This window comes from Alkalihalobacterium elongatum (assembly GCF_019024285.1).
Classification (GTDB): domain Bacteria; phylum Bacillota; class Bacilli; order Bacillales; family Bacillaceae_F; genus Alkalihalobacterium; species Alkalihalobacterium elongatum.
The window spans coordinates 13,491-38,811 of the sequence record NZ_WMKZ01000008.1; the positions used below are offsets into that span (position 1 = coordinate 13,491).

Here is a 25,321-nt window from a genome sequence, read left to right on the forward strand (position 1 = left end):
TGACAAAAAATATAAATGAAACACTCATTTATTAAATCCATAAATTGGAGTTTAGCAATTGCCGTTATCACACTTGTGTTAGCGGCTATTTTTTCAGTTATTTCTACGCTCTTATTGAGTGGTGTAACATGGGCTCTAGGTATGGTTATCGTATTTATTATTGTGTTAATTGGAATCTTTTTTGATACAATTGGTGTAGCCGCAACAGCTGCCAATGAAGGTCCTTTTCATGCTATGGCCTCACGAAAGCTCATAGGGGCGAAACATGCTGTTAAAATAACAAGAAATGCGGATCGTTTTGCAAACTTCTGTAATGATGTAATTGGTGATATCGCAGGGATCGTAAGTGGTACTGCATCTGCTTATGTTGTTCTCCAACTGTCTATACAGCTTGGCCACGGAGAAGGATCGTTGGACCAATTTTTTATTTCTGTTTTGTTTACAAGTGTAGTGGCTGCTTTGACTGTTGGTGGAAAATCTATTGGAAAAACGCTAGCTATTCAATACTCTACTCCTATCATTTATCAGGTTGGTAGAATATTATATATTTTAGAGGTAAAATTAAAAATAACACTTTTTGTTAATAATGGTAAGAACGGAAAGCGTAAGAAAAAGAGATAAGAATAATTGAAAGTGAGGGTTCTTAATGGAACTTGAAAATATAAAAGACCCTAGTATGTTAAAGCAGCTATCCAAAGCAGAATTAGAAAAATTAGCATCTGAAATTCGTCACTTTCTAATAGAAAAGTTATCAGTTACAGGTGGTCATCTAGGTCCTAATTTGGGAGTCGTTGAGTTAACAATGGTCTTACATTACTGTTTAGAAAGTCCTAAGGATAAAATTATCTGGGATGTCGGCCACCAAGCGTACGTTCATAAAATTCTAACAGGAAGAGCAGGCCAATTTGACAGCTTACGTCAGTATAAAGGGTTATGTGGTTTTCCAAAAAGAAACGAGAGTGAACATGATGTTTGGGAAACAGGACATAGCTCTACATCCTTATCTGCTGCAATGGGTATGGCAACGGCTCGTGATTTAAAAGGTACTGATGAAACTGTTGTTGCTGTTATTGGAGATGGAGCGCTTACTGGTGGAATGGCACTAGAAGCATTGAACCATATAGGTCATGAGCAAAAGGACATTATTGTGATCTTAAACGATAATGAAATGTCTATTGCGCCAAACGTTGGGGCACTTCATAATGTTTTAGGGCGTTTAAGAACTGCTGGAAAATATCATAAAGCTAAAGAAGAATTAGAAATGTTAATTCGAAAAATCCCAGCATTTGGTGGTAAATTAGCAGCTACTGCAGAACGTGTAAAAGATAGTCTGAAATATTTACTGGTTTCTGGCATCTTTTTTGAGGAAATGGGATTTACTTATTTAGGTCCAGTTGATGGTCATGATTTTGATGATTTACTGGAAAATATGAAGTATGCCAAAAAAACAAAAGGTCCTGTATTAATCCATGTTCTTACAAAAAAAGGAAAAGGCTATGCCCCTGCTGAAAATGATGCTGAAGGAACATGGCATGGATTAGGCCCGTATAAAATTGAATCTGGTGAAGTAGTTAAAAAGCCAGGACCACCAAGCTATAGTGGTGTTTTCAGTGAAACACTTAAAAAAATCGCTAGAGAAGACAAACGTTTAGTTGCGATTACTGCTGCGATGCCTGGTGGGACCAAATTGGATAAATTCGCTGCAGAATTTCCAGAGCGGATGTTTGATGTCGGGATCGCCGAACAACATGCAACGACGATGGCTGGGGGATTAGCTACACAAGGCATAAAACCTGTTTTCGCTGTCTACTCGACATTCTTGCAAAGAGGATATGATCAAGTCGTCCATGATATCTGTCGTCAAAATTTAAATGTCGTATTTGCTATTGATCGAGCTGGTCTTGTAGGGGCTGATGGAGAAACACACCAAGGTGTATTTGATATTGCTTATCTTCGCCACCTACCTAACATGGTTATCCTTATGCCAAAGGATGAAAATGAACTTCAGCATATGATTTATACTGCTGTTCAGTATGATGATGGTCCAATTGCGGTTCGCTATCCTCGTGGCAATGGTTACGGAATTAAAATGGATGAACAGTTAAAACAAATCCCAATTGGAAAATGGGAAGTACTACAAGATGGAAATGATGCCTGTATATTAACGTTCGGAACGATGATTCCTGTGGCTGAAGAAGCAGCACGTCAACTTGCATTACAAGGAGTATCAGTAAGAATAGTTAATGCTCGTTCAGTAAAACCTTTGGATGAGGAAATGCTTACTGAACTTGCTGAATCGAACTTACCGATATTAACTTTAGAGGAAACTGCTATTCAAGGCAGCTTTGGAAGTGCTGTATTAGAATTTTTCCACGATAATGATTTCCACAATGTTGTCGTTGAACGTATGGGTATCCCTGATAAATTTATTGAACATGGTAGTGTTTCGCAACTACTGGAGGAAATTGGTTTAACTTCAGCTAAAGTTGCAGAAAAAATTACTACGATGGTTCCTCGAAAAAGACAAAGGGCATAAATAAATGAGCAAAAAAGAACGAATTGATGTATTGCTAGTTGATAAAGGTTTAATTGAAACTCGAGAAAAAGCAAAACGAGCAGTTATGGCGGGCTTAGTATATGTTGAGAGTGAACGTATTGACAAGCCTGGTATGAAAATAAATATTGATGCGCCGTTAACGATCAAAGGTGATGTTCTGCCATACGTTAGTCGTGGTGGACTAAAGCTTGAAAAAGCGATGAAGGTATTTGATCTTCAGTTAGAGGGAGCAACAGTATTAGATATTGGGGCTTCAACTGGTGGGTTTACAGACTGTGCCTTACAAAATGGTGCTAAGAGAGTTTATGCATTAGATGTAGGCTACAATCAATTAGCTTGGAAGCTAAGGACGGATGAGCGAGTTTGTGTAATGGAACGAACGAATTTTCGCTATGTTAAGGCAGAGGATCTCATACATGGACTCCCTAATTTTGCTACAATAGATGTTTCCTTTATTTCGTTAAAGCTTATACTTCCCGTATTAAAATCATTACTGTTGGAAAAAGGTCACGTAATCGCTTTAGTTAAGCCACAGTTTGAGGCAGGAAGAGAAGAAGTAGGAAAAAAAGGAATCGTTAGAGATCCGAAGACTCACATTAAAGTTGTACAAGATATTGTAGACTTCTCGTTAAGGGAAGGGTATAAGATTGCTGGTATAGACTACTCGCCGATTAAAGGTGGAGAGGGTAATATTGAATTTTTATTATATTTAAGATGGAATTCAAATGAAGATATAATTCCTCCATTACTATCAGTGGAAGAAGTAGTTAGCGAGGCGCATGCACAACTAAAAAAAGACTAAGATGAGGGGGGACTTTTATTCCCCTCTATTTTTTATGCTTATCGTGGTGAATGTAAGTATTAAATACACCTAGAGCGTGAAAAACGTATAAAGTATTTACAAAAACGCATAAACTTTAGAATATATTATTTATACATTTATTATTATAATTATTTGTAAAGACCTTGAATTCAGTACGGATACATGTAAAATAATGAATATACAATTAGTGAATATAAGAGAGGCTTTTATTTCAAAAGCTGATTTTCACAAACTATATTGCTATATAAAAAATATGAGTAGGTGAATGAAATGAATAAAGGACAAAGGCATATAAAAATTAGAGAGATCATAACAAATCAAGAAATAGAAACACAAGATGATTTAGTCGAACAATTAAAAAGCTCAGGTTATAATGTTACGCAGGCTACAGTATCACGTGATATTAAAGAGCTACATTTAGTTAAAGTACCAATGATTGATGGACGCTATAAATATAGCTTGCCTGCTGATCAACGCTTTAATCCATTACAAAAATTAAAGAGATCTTTAATGGATAGCTTTGTCAGTATAGATCGTTCGGAAAATATGATTGTTATGAAGACGTTACCTGGTAATGCAAACGCGGTTGGAGCACTAATAGATAACTTAGATTGGAATGAAATTATGGGGACCATTTGTGGTGATGATACCATATTAATCATTTGTAAACATAAAGAGGATAGCCCGAGTATTACTGAACGTTTCTTAGAAATGCTATAAAGGGTGAAGTATTATGCTTGTAGAACTGTCCATTAAAAATTTTGCTATTATTGATGAACTAACAGTATCGTTAAATAAAGGATTGACTGTATTAACAGGAGAAACAGGTGCGGGGAAATCAATCATCATTGATGCAATTGGTTTATTAGTTGGAGGAAGGGGTTCAACCGAATTTATTCGCTTTGGAGCAAATCGAGCAGAGATTGAAGGCTTATTTTCTATTGATCACGACCATCCTGTTGTTGAGAAAGCAAAGTCACTTGGGATTGAAGTTGAAGAAGGCATGATCATTGTTCGTAGAGATTTAACTACTAATGGGAAAAGTATATGTAGGTTGAACGGTAAATTAGTGACACTTGGAATTATTCGTGAAATTGGACAGACACTAGTAGATATACATGGTCAACATGAACATCAGGCATTGCTCCAACAAGAGCGCCATATTTCATATTTGGATAGTTTTGCAAAAAATGCATTAAAAATGACAAAAAACGAATATTTGTCTTTATATAAAAAATTTACAAAGCTTAAGCAACAACTCGAACAAATGAACAAAAATGAGCAGGAGCTTGCCCATCGCTTTGATTTGATTCAATATCAATTAAACGAAATTGAAAAAGCAAAGTTAAGCCCTAACGAAGATGAAGAACTATTAGCAGAAAAATTAAAATTAGCTAATAATGAAAAGCTTTATAAAGCTCTTCACGATGGTTACAATAGTCTTTATGGTGAAGGTAAGGGCCTCGATTGGGTACATAATGCTTTAACTCATGTAGAAGAAGCAGCTGCGATTGATCCAGATCTACAATCACTTGTTGAGTCAGTTTCTAATTGTTACTACATACTCGAAGAAGCGTCATTTAAATTAAGTCATCATTTTGAGCATTTAGAATTTGATCCAAATCGTCTTGAGATGATTGAAACTCGTCTAAACGAAATCAGTTTTCTTAAAAAGAAATATGGGGTAACGGTAGATGAGATTTTAGTGTATGCTGCTAAAGTCGAAGATGAGCTAGATACTCTTGTTAATAAAGAAGATCGAATCCAAAGTTTACAGAAAGAGTTAGATGCAGTTATTTTAGATCTTGAAGTTGAAGCAAATGCTTTGTCTACGATACGAAAAGAAACAGCACAACAATTAAGTGATGCTGTCCATGACCAGTTACAAGCTCTCTATATGGAGAAAACGAAATTCGCAGTGGAAATAAATCAGTTACCAAAGGGAAGATACACTGAAGATGGGATTGATACAGCAGAATTTTATCTATCTCCAAATCCAGGGGAACCACTAAAACCATTGTCAAAAGTTGCTTCTGGAGGAGAAATATCGAGAATAATGCTAGCTATGAAAACGATTTTTTCTTCTGGACAAGGTGTTACCTCGCTGATCTTTGATGAGGTAGATACAGGTGTAAGCGGAAGGGTGGCACAAGCAATTGCTGAAAAGATCCATCAAATTGCTACGCAATCACAAGTGTTGTGTATCACTCACCTCCCACAAGTAGCTGCTATGGCAGATCAGCATTTATATATTTCTAAACAACAATTAGAGGAAAGAACGAAAACGAATGTAAGGCAACTTACCAATGATGAAAAAGTTACAGAAATTGCTAGGATGATTTCAGGCGTTGAAGTAACAGAACTAACTAGAGAGCATGCAAACGAGTTAATAACGCTAGCAGAACAAATAAAAACCAATACATGAAAAGTCGGCCAAATAAGGCTGGCTTTTTATTTCGAACACGGTTATAAATGATACGAAACAAGGCAACATTAGTAATACAGCAAACATGGAGGTGTGTGTAAGGAGCGAGGAGAGTGAATTAATTGTATTCAGAACAAATCAGAAAAATTATAGGAACAATTCTCCTTGTATTTGTCATCGGTATTGGCTTTTATAAGCCTGTACACGAGTGGATAAACATTCCTTCACAAGTTGTAGTATTTGAAGGAGTGGAGCAGCAGCTAGTTAAGCAATCACCTGAATTAGAGCGCCTCACAGCTCACACTGGACAAGATCATCTCATGTTACAGACTAATGAACATGAAGAAGAACAGGCTATAACTGTTTTAGCCCAAGGGCAAGGGGATGGTGAGGTGACAATTCAGTCAGGATCACTGCCTGTTAAGAAAATGGACGTTAAAGTTTTGCCAGAAATTAAAGTAGTACCTGGCGGCCAATCAATAGGAGTTAAATTAAATACGGATGGAGTTCTAGTAGTTGGACATCATCTCATTCAAACAGATGATGGAGAGGAATCACCTGGAGAAATTGCAGGTATAGAAGTTGGAGATATGATCACAGCAATAAATGGTGAAAAAATTACGAGAATGAGTCAAGTAGCAGCGTTTGTACAAGAAGCTGGTAAAAATAATAAGGAATTAGATATTGAAGTCAAGCGAGAAAAGAAAACGTTGCAGAAGAGCTTATTACCTTTAAAAGCTAAGGGAGAAAGTTCGTATCGGCTAGGTCTATATATTCGAGACTCGGCTGCTGGAGTAGGAACATTAACTTTCTTTGATCCAAAATCAAAGAAATATGGGGCGTTAGGTCATGTCATTTCAGACGTAGACACTAAAAAGCCAATTGTTGTACACGATGGACAAATTATTCGTTCCTCCGTTACGTCTATTGAAAAAGGAAGTAATGGTGACCCAGGAGAAAAGCTAGCCAGCTTTTCAGATCAAAGGCATGTTTTAGGAACTATTACGAAGAATAGTTCATTTGGTATCTTTGGCGAACTGATTTCACCAGAGGAAGTCAAAAACGATTTGCTTGATAAAGCAATGCCAATTGCAGTATCCTCACAGGTTAAGGAAGGACCAGCCAAAATACTAACGGTTGTTGAAGGAGAAAAAGTACAAGAATATGAAATAGAAATTATTAGCTCAACTCCTCAAAAGTACCCTGCTACAAAGGGACTTGTTCTAAAGGTAACCGATAAAGAGTTACTCGAAGCCACAGGTGGTATAGTTCAGGGAATGAGTGGTAGCCCAATTATTCAAGATGGTAAAGTTGTAGGTGCTGTAACACATGTTTTTGTAAATGATCCAACATCAGGTTATGGATGCCATATCGAATGGATGCTACAAGAGGCTGGTATTGATATTTATGGAAAAGAAGATAAAGGTGCGAAGGCGAGCTAAGCTCGTCTTTTTTTATGTTTGTTTGTTAGAGGTCGATTATTTAGATAATGCGCTTTTGTTTAATGTATGACTTTAACAAAACCACAAAAAACGTCTATATCTTACAATTTATTTATGATACGATTAATAATAAAAGTATTTAGACATATATTTGAATTGTATTGCAAAAAAACAACAAATAAAGATTATTCGACAAAATGAGTAGTAATATAAAATGTGGTATCGAAATATATCGAATTTTATATTATAACGTATATGTTTAATAAAAAACAATATTTTTTTAGAGAAATTTAGAAATTTTAAAGGAGTTTTAATAAAGGTGTCGAAATTGTTGTTTGGAATATAAACTTTAGACATTATTTTATTACTATAGAAGTTGAGGAGGACGTCGCGTGCAAAAGGTGAAGGTATGTATAGCGGATGATAACCGAGAGTTGGTTGGTTTATTAAATGAGTATATTTCGGCGCAAGATGATATGGAGGTTGTCGGGTTTGCTTATAATGGGCAGGAGTGCTTGAAGATTGTTGAGGAAAAACAACCTGATGTACTTATTCTTGATATTATAATGCCTCATTTAGATGGTTTAGCTGTATTAGAGAAGATGAACCAAATGGGCTTAAAGAAAAAAACAAATATCATCATGTTAACTGCGTTCGGTCAAGAAGATGTAACAAAAAAAGCGGTTGATTTAGGTGCATCGTATTACATTTTAAAACCGTTTGATATGGATACGCTTATTTCAAATATTCGTGAAATCAGTGGGCAAAAGCAAACGTTTATTCAAAAAACAATTTCTTATCAGCAGCCCCAAATTAAATCGACACCGAAAGAATTTAATTTAGATGCAAGTATCACAAATATTATCCATGAAATTGGAGTGCCAGCTCATATTAAAGGATATATGTATTTAAGAGAAGCAATTACAATGGTTTACAATGACATTGAACTATTAGGTTCAATTACTAAAGTATTATATCCAGATATTGCAAAGAAATTTAATACGACAGCTAGTCGTGTAGAACGTGCGATTCGTCATGCGATTGAAGTCGCTTGGAGTCGTGGGAACATCGATTCCATTTCTTCCTTATTTGGTTATACGGTAAGTCATTCTAAAGCAAAACCGACGAATAGTGAATTTATCGCAATGGTCGCTGATAAATTAAGAATTGAACATAAAGTAAGCTGAAAGGATCGAGAATAGGAAGAGGCTGACTCTAGAGTTAGCCTCTTATTTTCGTTCGTGTATATAATTTTTAAATAAATGAACAATCGCATCTGTCCCTAACATTGGGGTAATATGTTCAATTTCATCTGTTTCTGAATTGTAGGTAATTAAGAAACGTTCCTCACAATATTCTGCTTGATAAACTTTTCGATCATTATGCTCATGTAAAAACTCAAACATCTGCTCACCTCCATATGATCTATTCTATTTTCCCCGTGTAGTTTTTTCCTTATACAGACCTAATAGATGGTTGAAATTTGCCTAATTGGAACATACTATCAAAAAAGACACGAGGGGTTATTTTTTATGAAACGGTTCCTGCGTGGAGTATGTTATGAAGGACAAGTGACAAAAGATTTAGTAAAGACAATTCCGCAAAAAAGTATTGCTGTACTTCATCATGAAGATATAGATAGTACGGCTGCAGATGCATTGGTTGAAAAAAAAGTAAGGGCAGTCATTAATATCAAACGATCTATGACAGGTCAATATGATCATAATGGAGTTTTAGAATTACTTGAAGCACAAATACCTGTTTATGACATTGTACAACTAAGCTATTTCAGTTTTTCTTTGCATTTATCCAAAGTAAAAATAATAAATGACACTCTTTTTGTATTGGACGAAGATAAATGGAAAGCTGTAGCAAAATTATATCGATATACTATTAAGTGGGTTAATGAACTGAAGAAAATTGCCTATTTCCGTTCGACTGAAAAATTTGAAGGGTTCGTAAATAATTCATTATCGTATGCGAAGAAAGAACTTGATGATTTTTTAACTGAACCCATTAAAGACCAACCTTTTGAAGGTTTTGATGGAAAAGAAGTTGTTATTGTAGTTAGAGGAGCAAAATATAAAAAAGATTTTATGATGCTGCTGCCGCAAATTAAGAAAAGGAATTTATTAATAGTCGCAGTAGATGGTGCTGCTGATGGATTGGCTGAATTTGGTGTAATCCCAAATTACATTATTGGTGATATGGATTCTGTAAGTGAAAAGTTACTAAGGTCAGGGGCAAAATTAATTGCCCATTGTTATCCAAATGGCAAATCACCTGGATATGAAAGAGTTTGTCACTTAGGATTAAACTGTAAAAGATTACCTTTTATCGGTACTAGTGAGGATGTCGCTGTTATCTTTTCGTATTGGGCAAATGCAAAAGTCATTTATTTAATTGGAGGACATAATTCAATGAATGACTTTTTAGAAAAAGGAAGAAATGGAATGGGGGCAACGCTCCTTACTAGGATGCAGGCAGGACATCGAATCGTTGATCTAAAGGGTATCCACCGATTGAAGTTAAATAAGCAACAAAAGGTGACACTACCATTGTATCCACTAGCAGGGAGCATAATAGCACTATTTCTCGTTGGCTCAAGCACAAAAGTACAATTACTTTTTGGTATCCTATGGAATTGGATGAAGGTAGGAGGGTAAATATTGCGAATGAGTATGCGGACTAATCTTATTTTATTAATGACTTTTGTATTTGGTGTTGTTGTTGGAGTTGTGATGGATAAAGATTGGTTAAGTGAACAACAAGTCCTATATTTTAATCAACTTCAATCTGAGAATACTTTATTAAAATCAGAAAGAGAAGGTTGGCTATCGTTCGTTGCTGAAGAGATGGGATCTACACCATTCTATATTGCATCAGAGGATGAGACTTCTAACAGTCTTGCCTTTTTGCTTGAAGAGATTGGTGCTGAAGTAAAGATGATTGAAAAAGGTGTAGTACCCATTCTAGAAGCTGATGGTATCCTCATTTCTTTAGGAAGTGAAATTTATATGGATTATGAAGGGCCTCATATGGCATTAGAAGCTATTCCAAGCCATGAAATTGACATACAGAATTTTTATTTGTCGTTATTACGACTCAAAGGAGAAAATTATACTCATGAACATTCAAGCTAGTGTTATCATTCCCGCTTTTAACGAGCAAGAAAGGTTGGAAAAAACATTACTAACTTTAAAGGAACAGTCATGGGTAAAGGAGATTATTACTGTTAATGATGGAAGCAATGATGAAACAGGGGAGATCAGTGATAAGTATAGTGATGTTTCGATTCATCTAGCCACAAATCAAGGGAAAGGAACTGCTTTAAAAAAAGGATGGGAAAAAGCAAGTGGCAATTATATTGTAAATCTTGATGCCGATATTGGTGTGACAGCAAGTGAAGGGGTTAAGTTATTAGCGCCATTAGAGTATTCCTTCATTGATGTAGTAATAGGTACTCTTCCTCCATCAAAAAAGAGAGGCTTTGGTTTAGTTAAACGAAAAGCACAAAATGTAATTTATAAAAGAACTGGAAAGTGGATAACTGCACCTTTATCAGGACAGCGAGCATTTCATAGGGAATGGTTAAAGACATTACTAAGTAAAGATTACAAAGGGTTCGGTATTGAATTAGCTATGACGATCGACTTAATTGACGCTGGGGCAAACCTTGTAGAGGTTGATACAAATATAACTCATAGACATACCGGGAAGAATTGGCGGGGCTTTGTGCATCGGGGTAAGCAATGGTTAGATATCGAAGCTGCAGTGAGAGGTGGTTAAAGTGGTTATAATAACGTTTACTTTACCTTTAGTAGCTATTGCTAGTATGATTTTTTTTACACGTATGAACTGGACAAGTATTAACTTCCTAAAGAACCCAGTTCCTTATAGTATCGGATTCTTTGTATTGTATAGTTATCTTATTTTTGCCATCTTTTCTCCATGGGAAATTCATTTATTTAGTGGTATAAGTATCGTTTATTTACTCGGTTTATGGTTAATCGGGTTGATTGACGATATTTTTGGAGAAAAAAATATAAAAGGATTAAAAGGACATATTGGAAAGTTTATCCGAGAAGGTTCCTTCAGTACAGCATTATTAAAATTAACGGGCACTTTAATGTTAGCTTATATATGGATAAGTTTAGTTGAACCTGTAACTTTAGAACAGTGGGTTCGCTATTCGATTATCTTAATATTAACGCCGCATGTAATGAATTTATTTGATACAAGACCACTCCGAGTATGGAAAGTATCACTTTTACATGTAGCAATATTCTTGCCGTATGTTGCTGTTGATGTACCATTTGCATATTATTTATTCTTGTTGTCTTTCTTTTTTCTTTTTTATGTATTAGATGGTCATGCAGTAGCGATGTTAGGAGATAATGGGGCAACATTAATGGGTGGTATACTAGCAGTTGTTACAGTAATGCATGCCCCTATTCAACAACAATATATCGTCATTATTTTATTAATATTATTAACCGTTGTTGCAGAGCGTGTCTCATTTACAAAGTGGATAGAAAAACACCCATTTATGAAAATTTTAGATCAATGGGGGTTATCGATAAAATAAAAGAGGTTGGTATAAGTATCTTTACTCCAATTAGAAACGATATATAGCGCAACAAGTAATGTTGACACCATATATCGTGTATAAAAGAGGGGAATTGCTTATTCAACTTTTTTTGGTTTTTTTTGAAAACGGGGGGCAACTTTGTTATTTTTACGATCACGGTGGAAGATAAATCCACCAATAAAAGCAATACCCAAAATACATAAGGTGAGACCTGCTATAAATTGAAACCATAATGAGAAAAATGGAGTATGAAGAATTTGGAAAATGGTATCTCTCATTAACTTTATCCCATATCCCGCAATAATAGCTGGAATCACTAAAATCATTAATGCAATAAATCGTTGCATAAGTAAAAACCCTTTCATAATACTGTTTTAATGGCTGTTAAAGCATGTTGTTGATAATTCACACTAATTAATTATACCATGTTGTCCGAGTAATCAGTTGCAAGTTTTATAAGTTTCAGTAATAGTTGTGTATGGAGCAAGGCTTTAAAGGGGGAAGTAATATGAAAACAGTCGTCATAATTGGTGCTGGGAGAGGTGGCACAGCTTTATTAAAGTTATTAATGGAAACAAAAAAAATGGAAGTTATCGGAGTGTCTGATTTAAATCGAAATGCACCAGGTATTCTAATAGCACAAAAAAATAATATAAAAACAGATACAAATTGGAGAAATTTAATTGACCATAAAATAGATATTGTTATAGAAGCTACTGGGGTGAAAGACTTAATTAACGAAATAAAAAAAATATGTTCTACAGAGACTACAGTGATTCCTGGTACAATTGCCAATTTTATCTTTCAGTTAATAGATGAAAAAGAGTCGCTGATTTCATATATGAAAGAGCATGGAACTGTTCAAGAAACAATTCTCAATTCGACCCATGATGGAATGATAGCCATAAATATGAATTCTGAAGTTACATTATTTAATGATGCTGCTGGAAAAATGGCAGATATTGATGCAAAGCTTGCGATAGGACAAAAAATTGAGCAAATAATGCCAACTAGCCATTTACCGAGAATTATTCGTACGAGAAAGGAGGAAACAAATCAAGAACAGCTATTAGATAATGGCCGCAAAATAATTACAACTCGTGTTCCGTTAATTTGTGGTGAAGAAATGATTGGAGCTTTAGCTGTCTTTAGAGATATAACTGAAATTGTCCAAATGGCAGAAGAAGTGACCAATTTAAAAAGTATTCAAACAATGTTAGAAGCGATTATTCATTCTTCAGATGATGCAATTTCGGTTGTTGATGAAGAAGGGTTAGGGATTATGATTAATCCTGCATATTCAAGGTTAACAGGCCTTCAACCCGAGGATGTGATTGGAAAGCCAGCGACTGCTGACATCTATGAAGGTGAGAGTATGCATATGCACGTACTCAAAACGAGAAAGGCAGTTAGAGGCGTTCATATGAAAGTAGGGCCGAAGCGAAAGGATGTTTTGGTGAACGTAGCACCAGTAATTGTGGATGGTAAGTTAAAGGGTAGTGTTGGTGTCATTCATGATACTTCCGAAATTAAGACATTGACAAATCAGTTACAACGAGCAAGGCAAATCATTAGAACCTTAGAAGCGAAATATACGTTTGATGATATTATCGGTAGTTCTGATGAAATGAAGGTAGCTATAGAGCAAGCTAAGCTAGCAGCTACTACTCCTGCAACTATTTTGTTACGAGGTGAGTCAGGGACTGGGAAGGAATTATTTGCTCACGCAATACATAACGAAAGTGAACGAAAGTACAATAAATTTATTCGTGTTAATTGTGCTGCTATTTCTGAAACATTGTTAGAGAGTGAGTTATTTGGATATGAGGAAGGGGCTTTTTCCGGAGCGAAACGTGGTGGTAAACGAGGACTCTTCGAAGAGGCTAATAAAGGTAGTATCTTTTTAGATGAAATTGGAGAGTTGTCAGGAAATATGCAAGCAAAACTTTTAAGAGTCTTACAAGAAAAAGAAATTGTAAGAGTCGGTGGAACTAAACCTATTCAAATTGATGTTCGAGTAATTGCTGCTACAAATGTAAATTTAGAAAAAGGTATGAATGACCATACTTTTAGAGAGGATTTATATTATAGGCTAAATAAAATGCCAATTTTTATTCCGCCACTTCGAGAACGAAAGGAAGATTTACCTCAACTTTGTATGCACCTTTTACATAAATTAAACCAAGATTATGGTAGAGTGGTTGATCAAATATCTGATGAAGCGGAAGACCTTCTAAAAAAATACGATTGGCCTGGTAATGTGAGAGAGCTTGAGAATGTGTTGGGTCGTGCAATGATCTATATGACACTAAACGAACATGTTATAGAAACGGAACATTTCCAGCATTTACCTGCAATTGAAAAAAGGACGGTAAGTATAAAATCAAAACCCGAAGATCTCGAAACTGGTACTTTGTCTGAAAGAGTGGAGAACTATGAACGAGAAATAATAAAAAATACACTAGAGAACTGTAACTGGAATAAGACAGCGGCTGCCAAATTATTAGGATTATCAGTAAGGAATTTATACTATAAAATAGAGAAATATCAAATTGAAAAGAATTTCATGCAATAATTTTCACGGTATGAAAATTATTGCATACTTTTATTTTAATCATTCTGTAAAATAAAGCGCTTTCACCAGGAAAGGTTTTGGCATGGTTCTTGCAATGTGTAATTGAGTAAGAGAAAAAGAAGGGAAAGAGGTTATGTTATTACAAAACATGCTATCAAGGGTTACAGATTTCCCTAAAAAAATAGTTGCTATAGCTGCTGCAGATGATGAACGAATGATGACTGTTGTACAGGAAGCAGTTCGTTTAAATCTTTCATCTTTCTTGTTGTTTGGTAATGAAGAGAAAATTCGTCACCTAATGAAACAAAAGAATATTGAATGGAAAAACGTTGACATCGTACCGACGGAAAGTTTAGAGCAGTCAGCACAGGAAGCGGTAAAAGCAGTCCATAATGGAAAAGCGGATGTATTAATGAAAGGAATGGTACCTACTTCAATTCTCTTAAAGGCAGTGTTAAATAAAGACTACGGTTTACGAGTAGGTAAATTATTTTCTCATGTAGCTGCTTTTGATATTCCAAGTTATGATAAGTTGCTTTTCATTACTGATTCCGCAATGAATGTTACACCGACTCTTGAACAGAAAGTACAAATAATTACTAACTCTGTTGAAGTCGCAAAAAAGGTCGGCGTGGAGTGTCCAAAAATTGCACCGATTGCGGCTATTGAGGTAGTAAATCCTGAAATGGTAGCCACAGTTGATGCAGCAGTATTATCCCAAATGAACCGAAGAGGTCAAATAAAGGACTGTATCATAGATGGTCCACTTGCCTTAGATAATGCCATCTCCAAAGATGCAGCCCAATACAAAGGGATTCAAGGGGAAGTTGCTGGTGAAGCAGATATTTTATTAGTACCCACTTTAGAAATAGGCAACATCCTTTATAAATCTTTAGTTTATTTTGCCAAAGCAAATGTTGGTGGATTTATAACTGGAGCCAAGGCCCCAATCGTTTTAACGTCGAGGTCTGACTCAACAATAAACAAATTATATTCAATTGCATTTGCCCTAACTGCAATTAGCAGTAAAGAAGTATTAGAACATCAAGCAAACTAGGAGGAAACAAAAATGGAACTTTTCAAGTATATGGAGCTTTATAATTATGAGCAAGTCGTCGTTTGTCAAGATAAGGATTCAGGTTTAAAGGCAATTATTGCGATCCACGATACAACATTAGGTCCAGCATTAGGTGGAACAAGAATGTGGATGTATGAAAGTGAAGAAGCAGCTTTTGAAGATGCTTTACGTTTAGCACGTGGTATGACATATAAAAATGCTGCTGCAGGCTTAAACTTAGGTGGTGGTAAGACTGTCATTATCGGAGACCCTCGTAAGGATAAAAATGAGGAAATGTTTCGTGCATTTGGCCGCTTTATCCAAGGGTTAAACGGACGGTATATCACTGCAGAAGATGTAGGAACAACAGTTGCTGATATGGACCTAATTCATGAAGAAACAAATTATGTTACAGGAATTTCACCGGCATTTGGTTCTTCAGGAAACCCATCGCCTGTAACAGCATATGGTGTATACGTTGGTATGAAGGCAGCTGCAAAAGCTGGGTTTGGAACCGACTCTTTAGAAGGTAAAACTGTAGCAGTTCAAGGTGTTGGAAACGTTGCTTATAATCTTTGCCGACACCTTCATGAAGAAGGAGCTAATCTAGTTGTTACAGATATTAATAAGGAAGCTGTTCAACGTGTAGTAGATGAATTTGGGGCAAAAGCTGTGGATATTAACGATATTTATGAAGTAGATTGTGATATCTTTGCACCGTGTGCACTAGGAGCAATTATTAATGATCAAACGATTCCAAAGCTAAAGGCAAAAGTAATTGCTGGAGCTGCGAACAATCAATTGAAAGAAACAAGACATGGTGACCTTATTCACGAAATGGGCATCGTTTATGCTCCTGACTACGTAATTAATGCTGGTGGTGTAATTAATGTAGCTGATGAATTATATGGCTACAATAGAGACCGTGCGATGAAAAAGGTAGAAGGAATTTATGAAAACATTGAAAAAGTTATTGAAATTTCAAAGCGTGATGAAATTCCAACGTATCTTGCAGCCGATCGTATGGCAGAAGAGCGTATTAGAAGAATGAAAAATTCAAGAAAGCAATTCTTACAAAACGGTCAACATATTTTAAGTCGTAGATAAGTTAGGGGAATTAAGATGGAGAGTCGTCAAAGAGTCTTAGTCATTAATCCTGGTTCAACTTCAACTAAGGTTGCCATTTATGAAAGTTATACACCGTTATTTACGACGAAGATTGAACATAGTTTAACTGAATTGCAATCTTTATTAACAGTCGAAGATCAATATGATTTTCGTAAACAAGTAGTATTAAAAACATTAGATGAGGAAGGTATCAATCTTTCGAAGCTTAATGCTGTCGTTGGACGTGGTGGCCTAGTTAGACCGATTCCGAGTGGTACTTATACAATAAATGAAATGTTACTAGAGGATTTAAAAAATGGATACTCTGGATGGCATGCTTCAAACTACGGTGGAATTATCGCCTATGAAATAGCCTATCAGTTAAATATACCTTCTTTCATCGTTGATCCAGTTGTTGTAGATGAGATGGATGCGATTGCTAGAGTTTCAGGTCTTCAAGGAATTGAACGAAAAAGTATTTTCCATGCTTTAAATCAAAAAGCTACTGCTCGGTTAGCTGCTAAAGCTCTTGGAAGGGCATACGAAAAGTTAAACCTTATTATTGTTCATATGGGTGGAGGAATAACAGTAGGTGTTCATAAAGAGGGCCGTGTCATTGACGTCAATGATGGTTTATATGGTGAAGGCCCTTTCTCACCCGAAAGAGCAGGAACATTACCGACAGGAGCCGTTATTGATCTTTGTTTTTCCGAAGGAATGACTAGAGAAAAAGCATTAAGCTTGATGGCGGGCTCTGGTGGTTTAGTAAGCTATTTAGGAACACAGGACGGCCATGTAATAGAGCGTAAGATAGAAATGGGAAATGAAGAAGCGGCATTTTACTATAAATCTATGGCGTATCAAATTGCTAAAGAAGTTGGTGCAGCTAGTGCGGTTTTATGTGGTCAAGTCGATGGGATTGTACTAACTGGTGGATTAGCCTATAGTCAACATTTGATTTCCCTACTTACAACAAGGTTGGAATGGATTAGCGATATATTGGTTTACCCAGGAGAAGATGAGATGTTAGCGCTTGCAAAGGGTGCAATACGTGTTATTAACGGAAAAGAAACACCAAAGCATTATCCTAGTGGAAAGCTAGTAGGTGAATTAGAAATAACGGGAGGTAAGTAAATGGCTCAAGAATATGATCTAGTCATACTTGGGGCAGGTACGGGCGGTTATGTGGCTGCTATTCGTGCTGCTCAACTAGGACTAAAAACAGCAGTAGTAGAAAAAGAAAAACTTGGTGGAACTTGTCTACATAAAGGATGTATTCCTTCAAAAGCTTTATTACGAAGTGCTGAAGTTTTTGCAACAACGAAGCGAGCTAGTGATTTTGGTGTAGAAACGAGCGATGTTTCTTTAAACTTTTTAAAAGTTCAAGAACGTAAACAGGCTATTATAGATCAACTCCACAATGGAGTACAACATCTGATGAAAAAAGGCAAAATTGATATATATGAAGGTACGGGACGAATTTTAGGACCATCGATTTTTTCACCAACGCCAGGAACAATTTCTGTTGAAATGAATAATGGTGAGGAAAATGAGATGCTAATTCCTAAAAATGTTATTGTTGCAACTGGATCTAGGCCAAGGATGTTGTCTGGTATGAAGGCAGACGGAACGCATGTTTTAACTTCAGATGAGGCATTACAACTCGATGAACTTCCTTCTTCTATCATCATCGTTGGTGGCGGGGTTATCGGAATTGAATGGGCTTCAATGTTAGCTGACTTCGGTGTAGAAGTTACAGTAATTGAATACAGTAATCGTATTTTACCGACAGAAGATGAAGAAATCTCAAAAGAAGCACAACGGTTGATGAAGAAAAAAGGTATTAAGATTGTGACTGGTGCGAAGGTACTTCCAGAAACTCTTGAAAAGTCAACGGGTGTTACGATTAAAGCAGAACACAAAGGTGAAGAAAAAACATTCACTGCAGATAAGCTCCTAGTGTCAGTTGGTCGTGCAGCAAATGTAGAAGGTATTGGACTTGAAAATACTGATATCCAAGTAGAAAAAGGGATTATCCTAACAAATGAATTTTATCAAACGAAAGAATCTCACATCTATGCAATAGGAGATGTTATTGGTGGGTTGCAATTAGCTCATGTTGCATCCCATGAAGGTATTGTTGCTGTCGAACATATTGCTGGCCTTGCCCCTGACCCAATTAACTATGAAACGGTTTCTAAATGTATTTACAGTCATCCTGAAGTAGCTTCAGTTGGATTGACAGAGACAGAAGCAAAAGAAAAAGGTCACACTGTAAAAACAGGGAAATTTTTATTCAAAGCAATTGGTAAGGCGTTAGTGTTTGGAGAAAGTGATGGCTTTGTTAAATTTGTTGTTGATGAAAAAACAGATGATTTACTTGGAGTTCATATGATTGGACCTCATGTAACAGATATGATTTCTGAAGCGGCGATTGCCAAAGTATTAGACGCATCAAATTGGGAAGTTTCTCATACGATCCACCCGCACCCAACATTATCAGAGATTATCGGTGAAGCTGCGTTAGCAGTCGAAGGGAAAGCGATTCATTCATAAATAGGAGGGATATCCATGACAGAAAACCGTCATCAAGCATTAGGTTTATCCGATGATAAAGTATTAGAAATGTATGAAACGATGTTACTTGCTAGAAGAATTGATGAGCGTATGTGGCTATTAAATCGTTCTGGTAAAATACCATTTGTTATATCTTGCCAAGGGCAAGAAGCAGCACAAGTAGGTGCAGCGTTTGCATTAGACCGTGAAAAAGACTATATCTTACCATATTATCGTGACATGGGTGTTGTATTAACATTCGGGATGACAGCAAAAGAATTAATGTTGTCTGGTTTTGCTAAAGCAGAAGACCCGAATTCTGGTGGTCGTCAAATGCCTGGCCACTTTGGACAAAAGAAGAATAGAATCGTTACTGGTTCTTCTCCTGTTACAACGCAAGTTCCGCATGCTGTTGGGATTGCTCTTGCTGGTCAAATGGAAGGCAAGGATTTTGTAACGTTTACAACATTTGGGGAAGGTTCTTCTAACCAAGGGGATTTTCACGAAGGTGCTAACTTTGCAGGGGTTCATAAGCTCCCAGTTATTTTTATGTGTGAGAATAATAAGTATGCAATCTCCGTTCCAATTGAGAAACAATTAGCCTGTGAAAAAGTTTCTGATCGTGCAATTGGTTACGGAATGCCAGGCATTACAGTAGATGGAAATGACCCACTTGCAGTATACGAAGCTGTAAAAGAAGCAGCTGATCGCGGCAGAAGAGGAGAAGGTCCATCACTTATAGAAACGGTTTCGTATCGCCTTACACCTCACTCAAGTGATGACGATGATAGAACTTATCGTTCACAAGAGGAAGTAGAAGAAGCCAAGAAAAAAGATGCGATCTTCACATTTGCTGAGTATTTAAGAGGAGTAGGCCTTCTTACAGAGGAAAAGGAAAAAGAATTAAACGACCGTATTATGGTGATCGTCAATGAGGCAACAGAATATGCAGAACAAGCACCGTATGCTGAGCCAGAACATGCGATGAAATACGTTTACGGAGAATAAGGGGGGAGAACTATGGCAGTTATTTCATATATTGATGCAGTTACGTTAGCGTTAAAAGAAGAAATGGAACGCGATTCGAAGGTTTTTGTACTAGGTGAAGACGTTGGAGCGCGCGGGGGTGTTTTCCGTGCAACTAAAGGTTTATATGATCAGTTTGGTGAACAACGAGTCATTGACACTCCTCTAGCAGAGTCGGCAATTGTAGGTGTAGGTGTTGGCGCGGCAATGTACGGGATGCGACCTGTTGCAGAAATTCAGTTTGCTGACTTTATTATGCCAGCAGTTAACCAAATTGTAAGTGAAGCAGCAAAAATTCGTTACCGTTCTAATAATGACTGGGATTGTCCAATGGTTATTCGTGCTCCTTATGGTGGTGGAGTTCATGGAGCGTTATATCATTCACAGTCAGTAGAAGCGATGTTTGCTTCTGTACCAGGTTTAAAAATTGTAATGCCTTCTACTCCGTATGATGTAAAAGGGTTGTTAAAGGCTGCTATTCGTGATAATGATCCAGTATTATTCTTTGAACATAAGCGTGCGTATCGTTTAATTAAAGGTGAAGTGCCTGAAGAGGATTACACGCTACCAATTGGAAAAGCTGATGTAAAACGTGAAGGTGAGGATATCACAGTAATTACTTATGGACTTTCAGTTCATTTTGCTCTTCAAGCAGCTGAAAAATTAGCGAAGGATGGTATCTCTGCTCACATTCTTGATTTAAGAACAGTTTATCCATTAGACAAGGAAGCCATTGTTGAAGCAGCCAAGAAAACAGGAAAAGTTCTTCTAGTAACAGAAGACAATAAAGAAGGCAGTATTATGAGTGAGGTTTCAGCAATAATCGCTGAGGAGTGCTTGTTTGATTTAGATGCACCAATCCAACGTCTAGCAGGTCCTGATGTTCCTCCTATGCCATATGCACCAACAATGGAGAAGTATTTTATGATTAATCCAGATAAAGTCGAAAAAGCAATGAGAGACTTAGCGGAGTTTTAAAGAAGGAGGTTCTATCATGGCTACAGAAATTACAATGCCCCAATTAGGTGAAAGTGTTACAGAGGGAACAATAAGTAAATGGCTAGTAAAACCAGGTGATAAGGTTAACAAGTACGATCCAATTGCTGAAGTAATGACAGATAAAGTAAATGCAGAAGTACCGTCATCATATACAGGTGTTATTCAAGAGTTAGTTGCAGATGAAGATGAAACGGTAGCAGTAGGTGCAGTTATTTGTACAGTCGAGGTTGAAGGTGCAACACCAGCAGCGGAAGAGAAAGTAAATAAACCAGCAGAAACGGTATCAACTTCAGTAGAAACAGATCAGTCACAGAAAAAGCGTTATTCTCCAGCGGTTCTACGTTTAGCGCAAGAAAATGATATTGATCTTGAGCAAGTAAGTGGAACAGGTAAAGGTGGACGAATTACACGAAAAGATATTTTAGCTGTAATTGAGAGTGGAACTATTCCACAACCTAAAGCAGCGGTAGCAGCACCGACTGCGGAGCCAACACCAACTGCGGCGACAAAAGCAGCTCCTACACCAACATCAGCACCACAGCCTGTAAAGGAAGCGCCGTCTATTGATATTCCTGTAGCTGCAGGTGATATTGAAATTCCTGTATCAGGTGTCCGTAAAGCAATTGCAGCTAATATGGTTCGAAGCAAGCATGAGGCTCCTCACGCTTGGACGATGGTTGAAGTTGATGTGACTAATTTAGTCAACTTCCGTAACTCGGTTAAAAATGACTTCAAGCAAAAAGAAGGATTTAATATTACGTTTCTACCATTCTTTATTAAAGCGGTTGTCGAATCGTTAAAAGAATTTCCACAGCTTAACTCAATGTGGGCTGGGGATAAAATTATCCAAAAGAAAGACATTAATATTTCAATCGCTGTAGCAACAGATGACGCTCTATACGTTCCTGTTATTAAGAGTGCAGATGAAAAGAATATTAAAGGTATTGCCCGTGAAGTAAACGATTTAGCTGCAAAAGTACGTACAGGAAAACTATCAGGTGCAGATATGCAAGGCGGTACATTTACAGTTAATAATACAGGTTCATTCGGTTCTGTTTTATCAACTCCGATTATCAATTATCCTCAAGCGGCCATTCTATCAGTTGAGTCAATTGTAAAACGACCAGTCGTTATGGAAAATGATATGATTGCGGTACGCAGCATGGTCAACCTCTGCTTATCATTAGACCATAGAGTATTAGACGGTCTAGTATGTGGACGTTTCCTAGCGAGTGTAAAAGAAAAGTTAGAGAAAATTGGAAAAGATAATACTTCCATTTATTAAGAAAAAGGGTGCTTTGCACCTTTTTTTATTTTGGTGTGTTTTAATGTTGAAATTTTTTTAGTATTTATGCATAAAAGGGTATAGAAGGGGCACTCTACTTGTGATACTAAAGAAAAAAGGAGTAGTGCTTAAGGTGACCAGAAAAAGGGTAGTTGCGCTATTTTTAGCGTGTATGTTCTCAGTGATGACTCTGTTCAGTAGTCAGCAGGTTATATATGCATTTGGCGTTGAGAGTGAACAGAGAAAAGAAGGTGAATGCTGTCCCCAGACTTGTTTATTAATTAATAACGGATTTACCGCGCATTTAAATATGTATTATGAGTTGTTGGCTGAAAAGTATACCCCACAATATGTAGATACATGGAGAGAAATTAGTAGAGAGCAAGCGGTGCTTAAAAAGAAAATTTCCGAAGCGATGAAAAATGGACAATTGATGCACGGAGAAGTGATTGACCAGGAATGGTACAAAAAGCATGAAGAACTTCAAACTTTATTTGTTCAGGCTGTTGAACAGCGAAATGAAAAGGCGATAAAAAAAGTATTACCGAAAGTTTTTCAGCAACAAAAAGACTTAAATAAAATGTATAAAGAAAGATTGGCTATGATTAATTAAATGAATGGAACGAGCTGACCAAGTGGTGAATTAAACTTTCAAAGGATATATGGTAATAAATAGGATGTTACAGCATATATCTAGAAATGGTAATCAGTGCTATTTGGTCAGTTTTTTTAGTATACAAAAGAAAGGACAACACTTCTTAAAAAACAGCCTTATTAAAAGTATAACATGTTATTTACAAATCGTAATTGTTACGTTATAATTTATAATCGAAAACGTAATGATTACGGAAGGGGATAATAATGAAAAAATTAAAAGCGAGCTTGTTTGCAGGTATGCTAGTAACATCGTCATTCTTAGCAGCCTGTGGAGGACAAGAAGAGCCAGAGGAGAACGTACAAGAAGAAGTAGTGGAAGAAGAAGAGGTAGAAGCTTTAGAAGTGTTTACAACCCTGTTCCCACTCGAAGACTTTGCAAATAAAATTGGTGGAGAGTTTGTTAATGTTACAAACATTATTCCTGTTGGTGCTGATGCACATACATATGAACCAACTGCTCGCGAGATGATAAGTGTTGCTGAAGGGGATATGTTTATTTATAACGGAGCTGGAATGGAAGGCTTCGCCGATGCAATTATTGATACGGTTACGGATGAAAATGTATTAGTTGTAAAAGCGATCGAAGGAATTGATTTAATTGACTACGATCATGATCATGCACACGACCACGGACATGAGCATGAAGAGCATGGACATGACCACGATCACGGACATGAGCATGACGAGCATGGACATGACCACGATCACGGACATGAGCATGACGAGCATGGACATGACCACGATCACGGACATGAGCACGACGAGCATGGACATGACCACGATCATGATCACGAGCACGAAGAACACGGACATGATGATCACCATCATGGGGATGAAGATCCGCACGTTTGGTTAGATCCAACTCTTGCGATTCAAATGGCTGAGAATATTAAGAACGGTTTAGTTCAATTGTTACCAGAACAACAAGAAGTATTTGAAGCTAACTTTAATGACGTTAAAACTGAATTAGAAACAATTGATGCAGAGTTTTTTGCGATGGTTGAAGAAGTAGAAAAAGATACATTTATCGTGTCGCATGCTGGGTTTGGTTACTGGGAAAACCGTTACGGTATTCACCAAATCGGAATTACAGGTCTTTCACCAACAAATGAGCCAACTCGTAAGCAATTAGAGCAAATTATTGAGTATGCTGAAAAGCACAATATTCAACATGTAGCTTTCGAACAGAACTTCACTTCTCAAGTGGCTGAAGTTGTTAAAGAAGAAGTTGGAGCAGAACCTGTTTATATTCATAACTTAGAAGTATTAGTTCAGGAAGACATTGATAACAACGAAGATTACTTTAGCTTAATGAGAAAAAATATTGAAGCATTAAGAACTGCGTTACAATAAGAGAAAAAAGAGCGGGGAGTAGTACTTTCCGTTCTTTTTAGTTCCTTTTTCTAAGAGATTGTTGATATACGTTGATGTTGGGCTCCAATGTGTGAAATGTTAATCTCAACGCAAGGAACTGAAAGGTTGAAAAATGAGTCCAAATTCAACAACAAACTTTAACAGCGTCTAAAAAACTAAAGAAGAATTTAAATACAAATTTCAAAACATTTTAGTTGGTTGTTCGAATGAAAACGGGTACAATAATTACAGACTTAACAACATCAAGGAGTGATAAACATGCAATTTAATTTTTTGAACGATGTTGTTCAAATGGCAAGGCAAGATATGGACAATGCGGGTTATAAGCAATTAACGACAACAGAAGAAGTAGATCATGCATTAACACAAAAAGGTACTGTGTTAGTTATGATTAATTCTGTATGTGGATGTGCAGGCGGAATTGCGCGTCCGGCAGCAGCTTATATGGCTAATTATGAAAAAAAACCAGATCAATTTGTAACTGTTTTTGCAGGTCAAGATAAGGAAGCTACTGCTAGAGCAAGAGAATTTTTTACTGGTTACCCGCCATCTTCCCCATCCTTCGCATTATTAAAGGATGGAGAAATTAAAATGATGGTTGAACGTCATGAAATTGAAGGTCATGAACCAATTGAGGTTGTGCAAAAATTAGAGGCTGCTTTCGATCAATATTGTAGCTAAGCGAAATAAGGCTGATAACCTCAGCCTTATTTTTTTATAATAAGAATGCTTTAGTAAAAATTACACAAAATATAAGACAAGAGTTTGAGTTAAATCATTCTGTCTAAACCGTGTTTCTATAATAAAGAAATGTGATATAATAATAGCCGAATATGTTTAGGAAGGG

24 protein-coding genes are annotated in these 25,321 nt (G+C 36.6%); 22 read left to right on the top strand and 2 right to left on the bottom strand.

Annotated features, from left to right (window positions below; genetic code table 11):
- Positions 1 to 15 precede the first annotated feature (15 nt).
- The 7 genes from GKP30_RS10755 to spo0A all read left to right on the top strand — a co-directional run bounded on the left by GKP30_RS10755 (position 16) and on the right by spo0A (position 8,434).
- Entirely contained in the window at positions 16 to 621 is a 606-nt protein-coding gene (locus GKP30_RS10755) for a CNNM metal transporter family protein (protein WP_216829447.1), read from the top strand.
- Positions 622 to 646: 25 nt separating this feature from the next.
- Entirely contained in the window at positions 647 to 2,536 is a 1,890-nt protein-coding gene (gene dxs / locus GKP30_RS10760; protein WP_216829448.1) for a 1-deoxy-D-xylulose-5-phosphate synthase, read from the top strand.
- Between the two features lie 4 nt (positions 2,537 to 2,540).
- On the top strand, positions 2,541 to 3,359 hold the full coding sequence (locus GKP30_RS10765) for a TlyA family RNA methyltransferase (RefSeq protein WP_216829449.1): 819 nt from the start codon (positions 2,541 to 2,543) through the stop codon (positions 3,357 to 3,359).
- A gap of 291 nt (positions 3,360 to 3,650) precedes the next feature.
- Entirely contained in the window at positions 3,651 to 4,100 is a 450-nt protein-coding gene (gene ahrC / locus GKP30_RS10770; protein ID WP_216829450.1) for a transcriptional regulator AhrC/ArgR, read from the top strand.
- Positions 4,101 to 4,113: 13 nt separating this feature from the next.
- Positions 4,114 to 5,805, top strand: coding sequence for a DNA repair protein RecN (gene recN / locus GKP30_RS10775; protein WP_216829451.1), 1,692 nt, complete (start codon positions 4,114 to 4,116; stop codon positions 5,803 to 5,805).
- Between the two features lie 122 nt (positions 5,806 to 5,927).
- Positions 5,928 to 7,247: a SpoIVB peptidase gene (gene spoIVB / locus GKP30_RS10780; RefSeq protein ID WP_216829452.1), complete on the top strand. Its 1,320-nt coding sequence runs from the start codon at positions 5,928 to 5,930 to the stop codon at positions 7,245 to 7,247.
- 392 nt (positions 7,248 to 7,639) lie between these two features.
- Positions 7,640 to 8,434: a sporulation transcription factor Spo0A gene (gene spo0A / locus GKP30_RS10785; RefSeq protein ID WP_216829453.1), complete on the top strand. Its 795-nt coding sequence runs from the start codon at positions 7,640 to 7,642 to the stop codon at positions 8,432 to 8,434.
- Between the two features lie 42 nt (positions 8,435 to 8,476).
- On the opposite strand, the gene GKP30_RS10790 is transcribed toward spo0A, so the two are convergent.
- Entirely contained in the window at positions 8,477 to 8,653 is a 177-nt protein-coding gene (locus GKP30_RS10790; protein ID WP_216829454.1) for a hypothetical protein, read from the bottom strand.
- A gap of 126 nt (positions 8,654 to 8,779) precedes the next feature.
- Between GKP30_RS10790 and steA the strand changes: the two genes are divergently transcribed.
- From steA to GKP30_RS10810, 4 genes are read left to right on the top strand one after another with little or no spacing between them, the layout of a single operon-like run.
- The gene (gene steA, locus GKP30_RS10795; protein WP_216829455.1) at positions 8,780 to 9,913 is read left to right on the top strand and encodes a putative cytokinetic ring protein SteA; all 1,134 of its coding nucleotides are present in this window, start codon (positions 8,780 to 8,782) and stop codon (positions 9,911 to 9,913) included.
- Between the two features lie 3 nt (positions 9,914 to 9,916).
- The gene (locus GKP30_RS10800; protein WP_216829456.1) at positions 9,917 to 10,390 is read left to right on the top strand and encodes a hypothetical protein; all 474 of its coding nucleotides are present in this window, start codon (positions 9,917 to 9,919) and stop codon (positions 10,388 to 10,390) included.
- On the top strand, positions 10,374 to 11,036 hold the full coding sequence (locus GKP30_RS10805) for a glycosyltransferase family 2 protein (RefSeq protein ID WP_216829457.1): 663 nt from the start codon (positions 10,374 to 10,376) through the stop codon (positions 11,034 to 11,036). The genes GKP30_RS10800 and GKP30_RS10805 overlap by 17 nt, the downstream gene beginning before the upstream one ends.
- Position 11,037: 1 nt before the next feature.
- Positions 11,038 to 11,835: a hypothetical protein gene (locus tag GKP30_RS10810; RefSeq protein WP_216829458.1), complete on the top strand. Its 798-nt coding sequence runs from the start codon at positions 11,038 to 11,040 to the stop codon at positions 11,833 to 11,835.
- Between the two features lie 98 nt (positions 11,836 to 11,933).
- Here the strand turns inward: GKP30_RS10810 and GKP30_RS10815 are convergent, their stop codons facing one another.
- Complete coding sequence (locus GKP30_RS10815; protein WP_216829459.1) at positions 11,934 to 12,185, bottom strand: DUF2627 domain-containing protein; 252 nt, start codon at positions 12,183 to 12,185, stop codon at positions 11,934 to 11,936.
- 161 nt (positions 12,186 to 12,346) lie between these two features.
- Between GKP30_RS10815 and GKP30_RS10820 the strand changes: the two genes are divergently transcribed.
- The 11 genes from GKP30_RS10820 (at position 12,347) to GKP30_RS10870 (ending at position 25,155) form a co-directional block, all read left to right on the top strand.
- Positions 12,347 to 14,413 (top strand): sigma-54 interaction domain-containing protein, encoded by a 2,067-nt coding sequence (locus GKP30_RS10820; protein ID WP_216829460.1) that lies wholly within the window; start codon positions 12,347 to 12,349, stop codon positions 14,411 to 14,413.
- Positions 14,414 to 14,546: 133 nt separating this feature from the next.
- Positions 14,547 to 15,470, top strand: coding sequence for a phosphate butyryltransferase (gene yqiS, locus GKP30_RS10825; protein WP_216829461.1), 924 nt, complete (start codon positions 14,547 to 14,549; stop codon positions 15,468 to 15,470).
- Positions 15,471 to 15,482: 12 nt separating this feature from the next.
- Complete coding sequence (gene bcd, locus GKP30_RS10830; RefSeq protein WP_216829462.1) at positions 15,483 to 16,577, top strand: branched-chain amino acid dehydrogenase; 1,095 nt, start codon at positions 15,483 to 15,485, stop codon at positions 16,575 to 16,577.
- 15 nt (positions 16,578 to 16,592) lie between these two features.
- Complete coding sequence (gene buk / locus GKP30_RS10835; protein ID WP_216829463.1) at positions 16,593 to 17,711, top strand: butyrate kinase; 1,119 nt, start codon at positions 16,593 to 16,595, stop codon at positions 17,709 to 17,711.
- Positions 17,712 to 19,133 (top strand): dihydrolipoyl dehydrogenase, encoded by a 1,422-nt coding sequence (gene lpdA, locus GKP30_RS10840; RefSeq protein WP_216829464.1) that lies wholly within the window; start codon positions 17,712 to 17,714, stop codon positions 19,131 to 19,133.
- 15 nt (positions 19,134 to 19,148) lie between these two features.
- A complete protein-coding gene (locus tag GKP30_RS10845; protein ID WP_216829465.1) occupies positions 19,149 to 20,141 on the top strand; it encodes a thiamine pyrophosphate-dependent dehydrogenase E1 component subunit alpha in 993 nt (330 codons plus the stop codon).
- Between the two features lie 12 nt (positions 20,142 to 20,153).
- Positions 20,154 to 21,137 (top strand): alpha-ketoacid dehydrogenase subunit beta, encoded by a 984-nt coding sequence (locus GKP30_RS10850; RefSeq protein WP_216829466.1) that lies wholly within the window; start codon positions 20,154 to 20,156, stop codon positions 21,135 to 21,137.
- Positions 21,138 to 21,153: 16 nt separating this feature from the next.
- Entirely contained in the window at positions 21,154 to 22,443 is a 1,290-nt protein-coding gene (locus GKP30_RS10855) for a dihydrolipoamide acetyltransferase family protein (RefSeq protein ID WP_216829467.1), read from the top strand.
- Positions 22,444 to 22,576: 133 nt separating this feature from the next.
- Positions 22,577 to 23,056 carry a hypothetical protein gene (locus GKP30_RS10860; protein ID WP_216829468.1) on the top strand — a complete coding sequence of 160 codons (480 nt, stop codon included), beginning with the start codon at positions 22,577 to 22,579 and terminating at the stop codon, positions 23,054 to 23,056.
- A 248-nt stretch (positions 23,057 to 23,304) separates the two neighbouring features.
- Positions 23,305 to 24,453: a metal ABC transporter solute-binding protein, Zn/Mn family gene (locus GKP30_RS10865; RefSeq protein ID WP_216829469.1), complete on the top strand. Its 1,149-nt coding sequence runs from the start codon at positions 23,305 to 23,307 to the stop codon at positions 24,451 to 24,453.
- Between the two features lie 279 nt (positions 24,454 to 24,732).
- Positions 24,733 to 25,155, top strand: coding sequence for a BrxA/BrxB family bacilliredoxin (locus GKP30_RS10870; RefSeq protein WP_236035029.1), 423 nt, complete (start codon positions 24,733 to 24,735; stop codon positions 25,153 to 25,155).
- The last annotated feature ends 166 nt before the right edge of the window (positions 25,156 to 25,321 follow it).

What these genes read in the sequence shown, in the direction of transcription:
- GKP30_RS10790 (WP_216829454.1), bottom strand. Translation starts at nt 8,653, where the DNA reads ATGTTTGAGTTTTTACATGAGCATAATGATCGAAAAGTTTATCAAGCA.
- GKP30_RS10855 (WP_216829467.1), top strand. Translation starts at nt 21,154, where the DNA reads ATGGCTACAGAAATTACAATGCCCCAATTAGGTGAAAGTGTTACAGAG.
- GKP30_RS10815 (WP_216829459.1), bottom strand. Translation starts at nt 12,185, where the DNA reads ATGCAACGATTTATTGCATTAATGATTTTAGTGATTCCAGCTATTATT.
- GKP30_RS10870 (WP_236035029.1), top strand. Translation starts at nt 24,733, where the DNA reads ATGCAATTTAATTTTTTGAACGATGTTGTTCAAATGGCAAGGCAAGAT.
- yqiS (WP_216829461.1), top strand. Translation starts at nt 14,547, where the DNA reads ATGTTATTACAAAACATGCTATCAAGGGTTACAGATTTCCCTAAAAAA.
- GKP30_RS10755 (WP_216829447.1), top strand. Translation starts at nt 16, where the DNA reads ATGAAACACTCATTTATTAAATCCATAAATTGGAGTTTAGCAATTGCC.
- steA (WP_216829455.1), top strand. Translation starts at nt 8,780, where the DNA reads ATGAAACGGTTCCTGCGTGGAGTATGTTATGAAGGACAAGTGACAAAA.
- GKP30_RS10845 (WP_216829465.1), top strand. Translation starts at nt 19,149, where the DNA reads ATGACAGAAAACCGTCATCAAGCATTAGGTTTATCCGATGATAAAGTA.
- GKP30_RS10805 (WP_216829457.1), top strand. Translation starts at nt 10,374, where the DNA reads ATGAACATTCAAGCTAGTGTTATCATTCCCGCTTTTAACGAGCAAGAA.
- GKP30_RS10850 (WP_216829466.1), top strand. Translation starts at nt 20,154, where the DNA reads ATGGCAGTTATTTCATATATTGATGCAGTTACGTTAGCGTTAAAAGAA.
- GKP30_RS10820 (WP_216829460.1), top strand. Translation starts at nt 12,347, where the DNA reads ATGAAAACAGTCGTCATAATTGGTGCTGGGAGAGGTGGCACAGCTTTA.
- bcd (WP_216829462.1), top strand. Translation starts at nt 15,483, where the DNA reads ATGGAACTTTTCAAGTATATGGAGCTTTATAATTATGAGCAAGTCGTC.
- lpdA (WP_216829464.1), top strand. Translation starts at nt 17,712, where the DNA reads ATGGCTCAAGAATATGATCTAGTCATACTTGGGGCAGGTACGGGCGGT.
- ahrC (WP_216829450.1), top strand. Translation starts at nt 3,651, where the DNA reads ATGAATAAAGGACAAAGGCATATAAAAATTAGAGAGATCATAACAAAT.
- GKP30_RS10865 (WP_216829469.1), top strand. Translation starts at nt 23,305, where the DNA reads ATGAAAAAATTAAAAGCGAGCTTGTTTGCAGGTATGCTAGTAACATCG.
- recN (WP_216829451.1), top strand. Translation starts at nt 4,114, where the DNA reads ATGCTTGTAGAACTGTCCATTAAAAATTTTGCTATTATTGATGAACTA.
- GKP30_RS10765 (WP_216829449.1), top strand. Translation starts at nt 2,541, where the DNA reads ATGAGCAAAAAAGAACGAATTGATGTATTGCTAGTTGATAAAGGTTTA.
- dxs (WP_216829448.1), top strand. Translation starts at nt 647, where the DNA reads ATGGAACTTGAAAATATAAAAGACCCTAGTATGTTAAAGCAGCTATCC.
- buk (WP_216829463.1), top strand. Translation starts at nt 16,593, where the DNA reads ATGGAGAGTCGTCAAAGAGTCTTAGTCATTAATCCTGGTTCAACTTCA.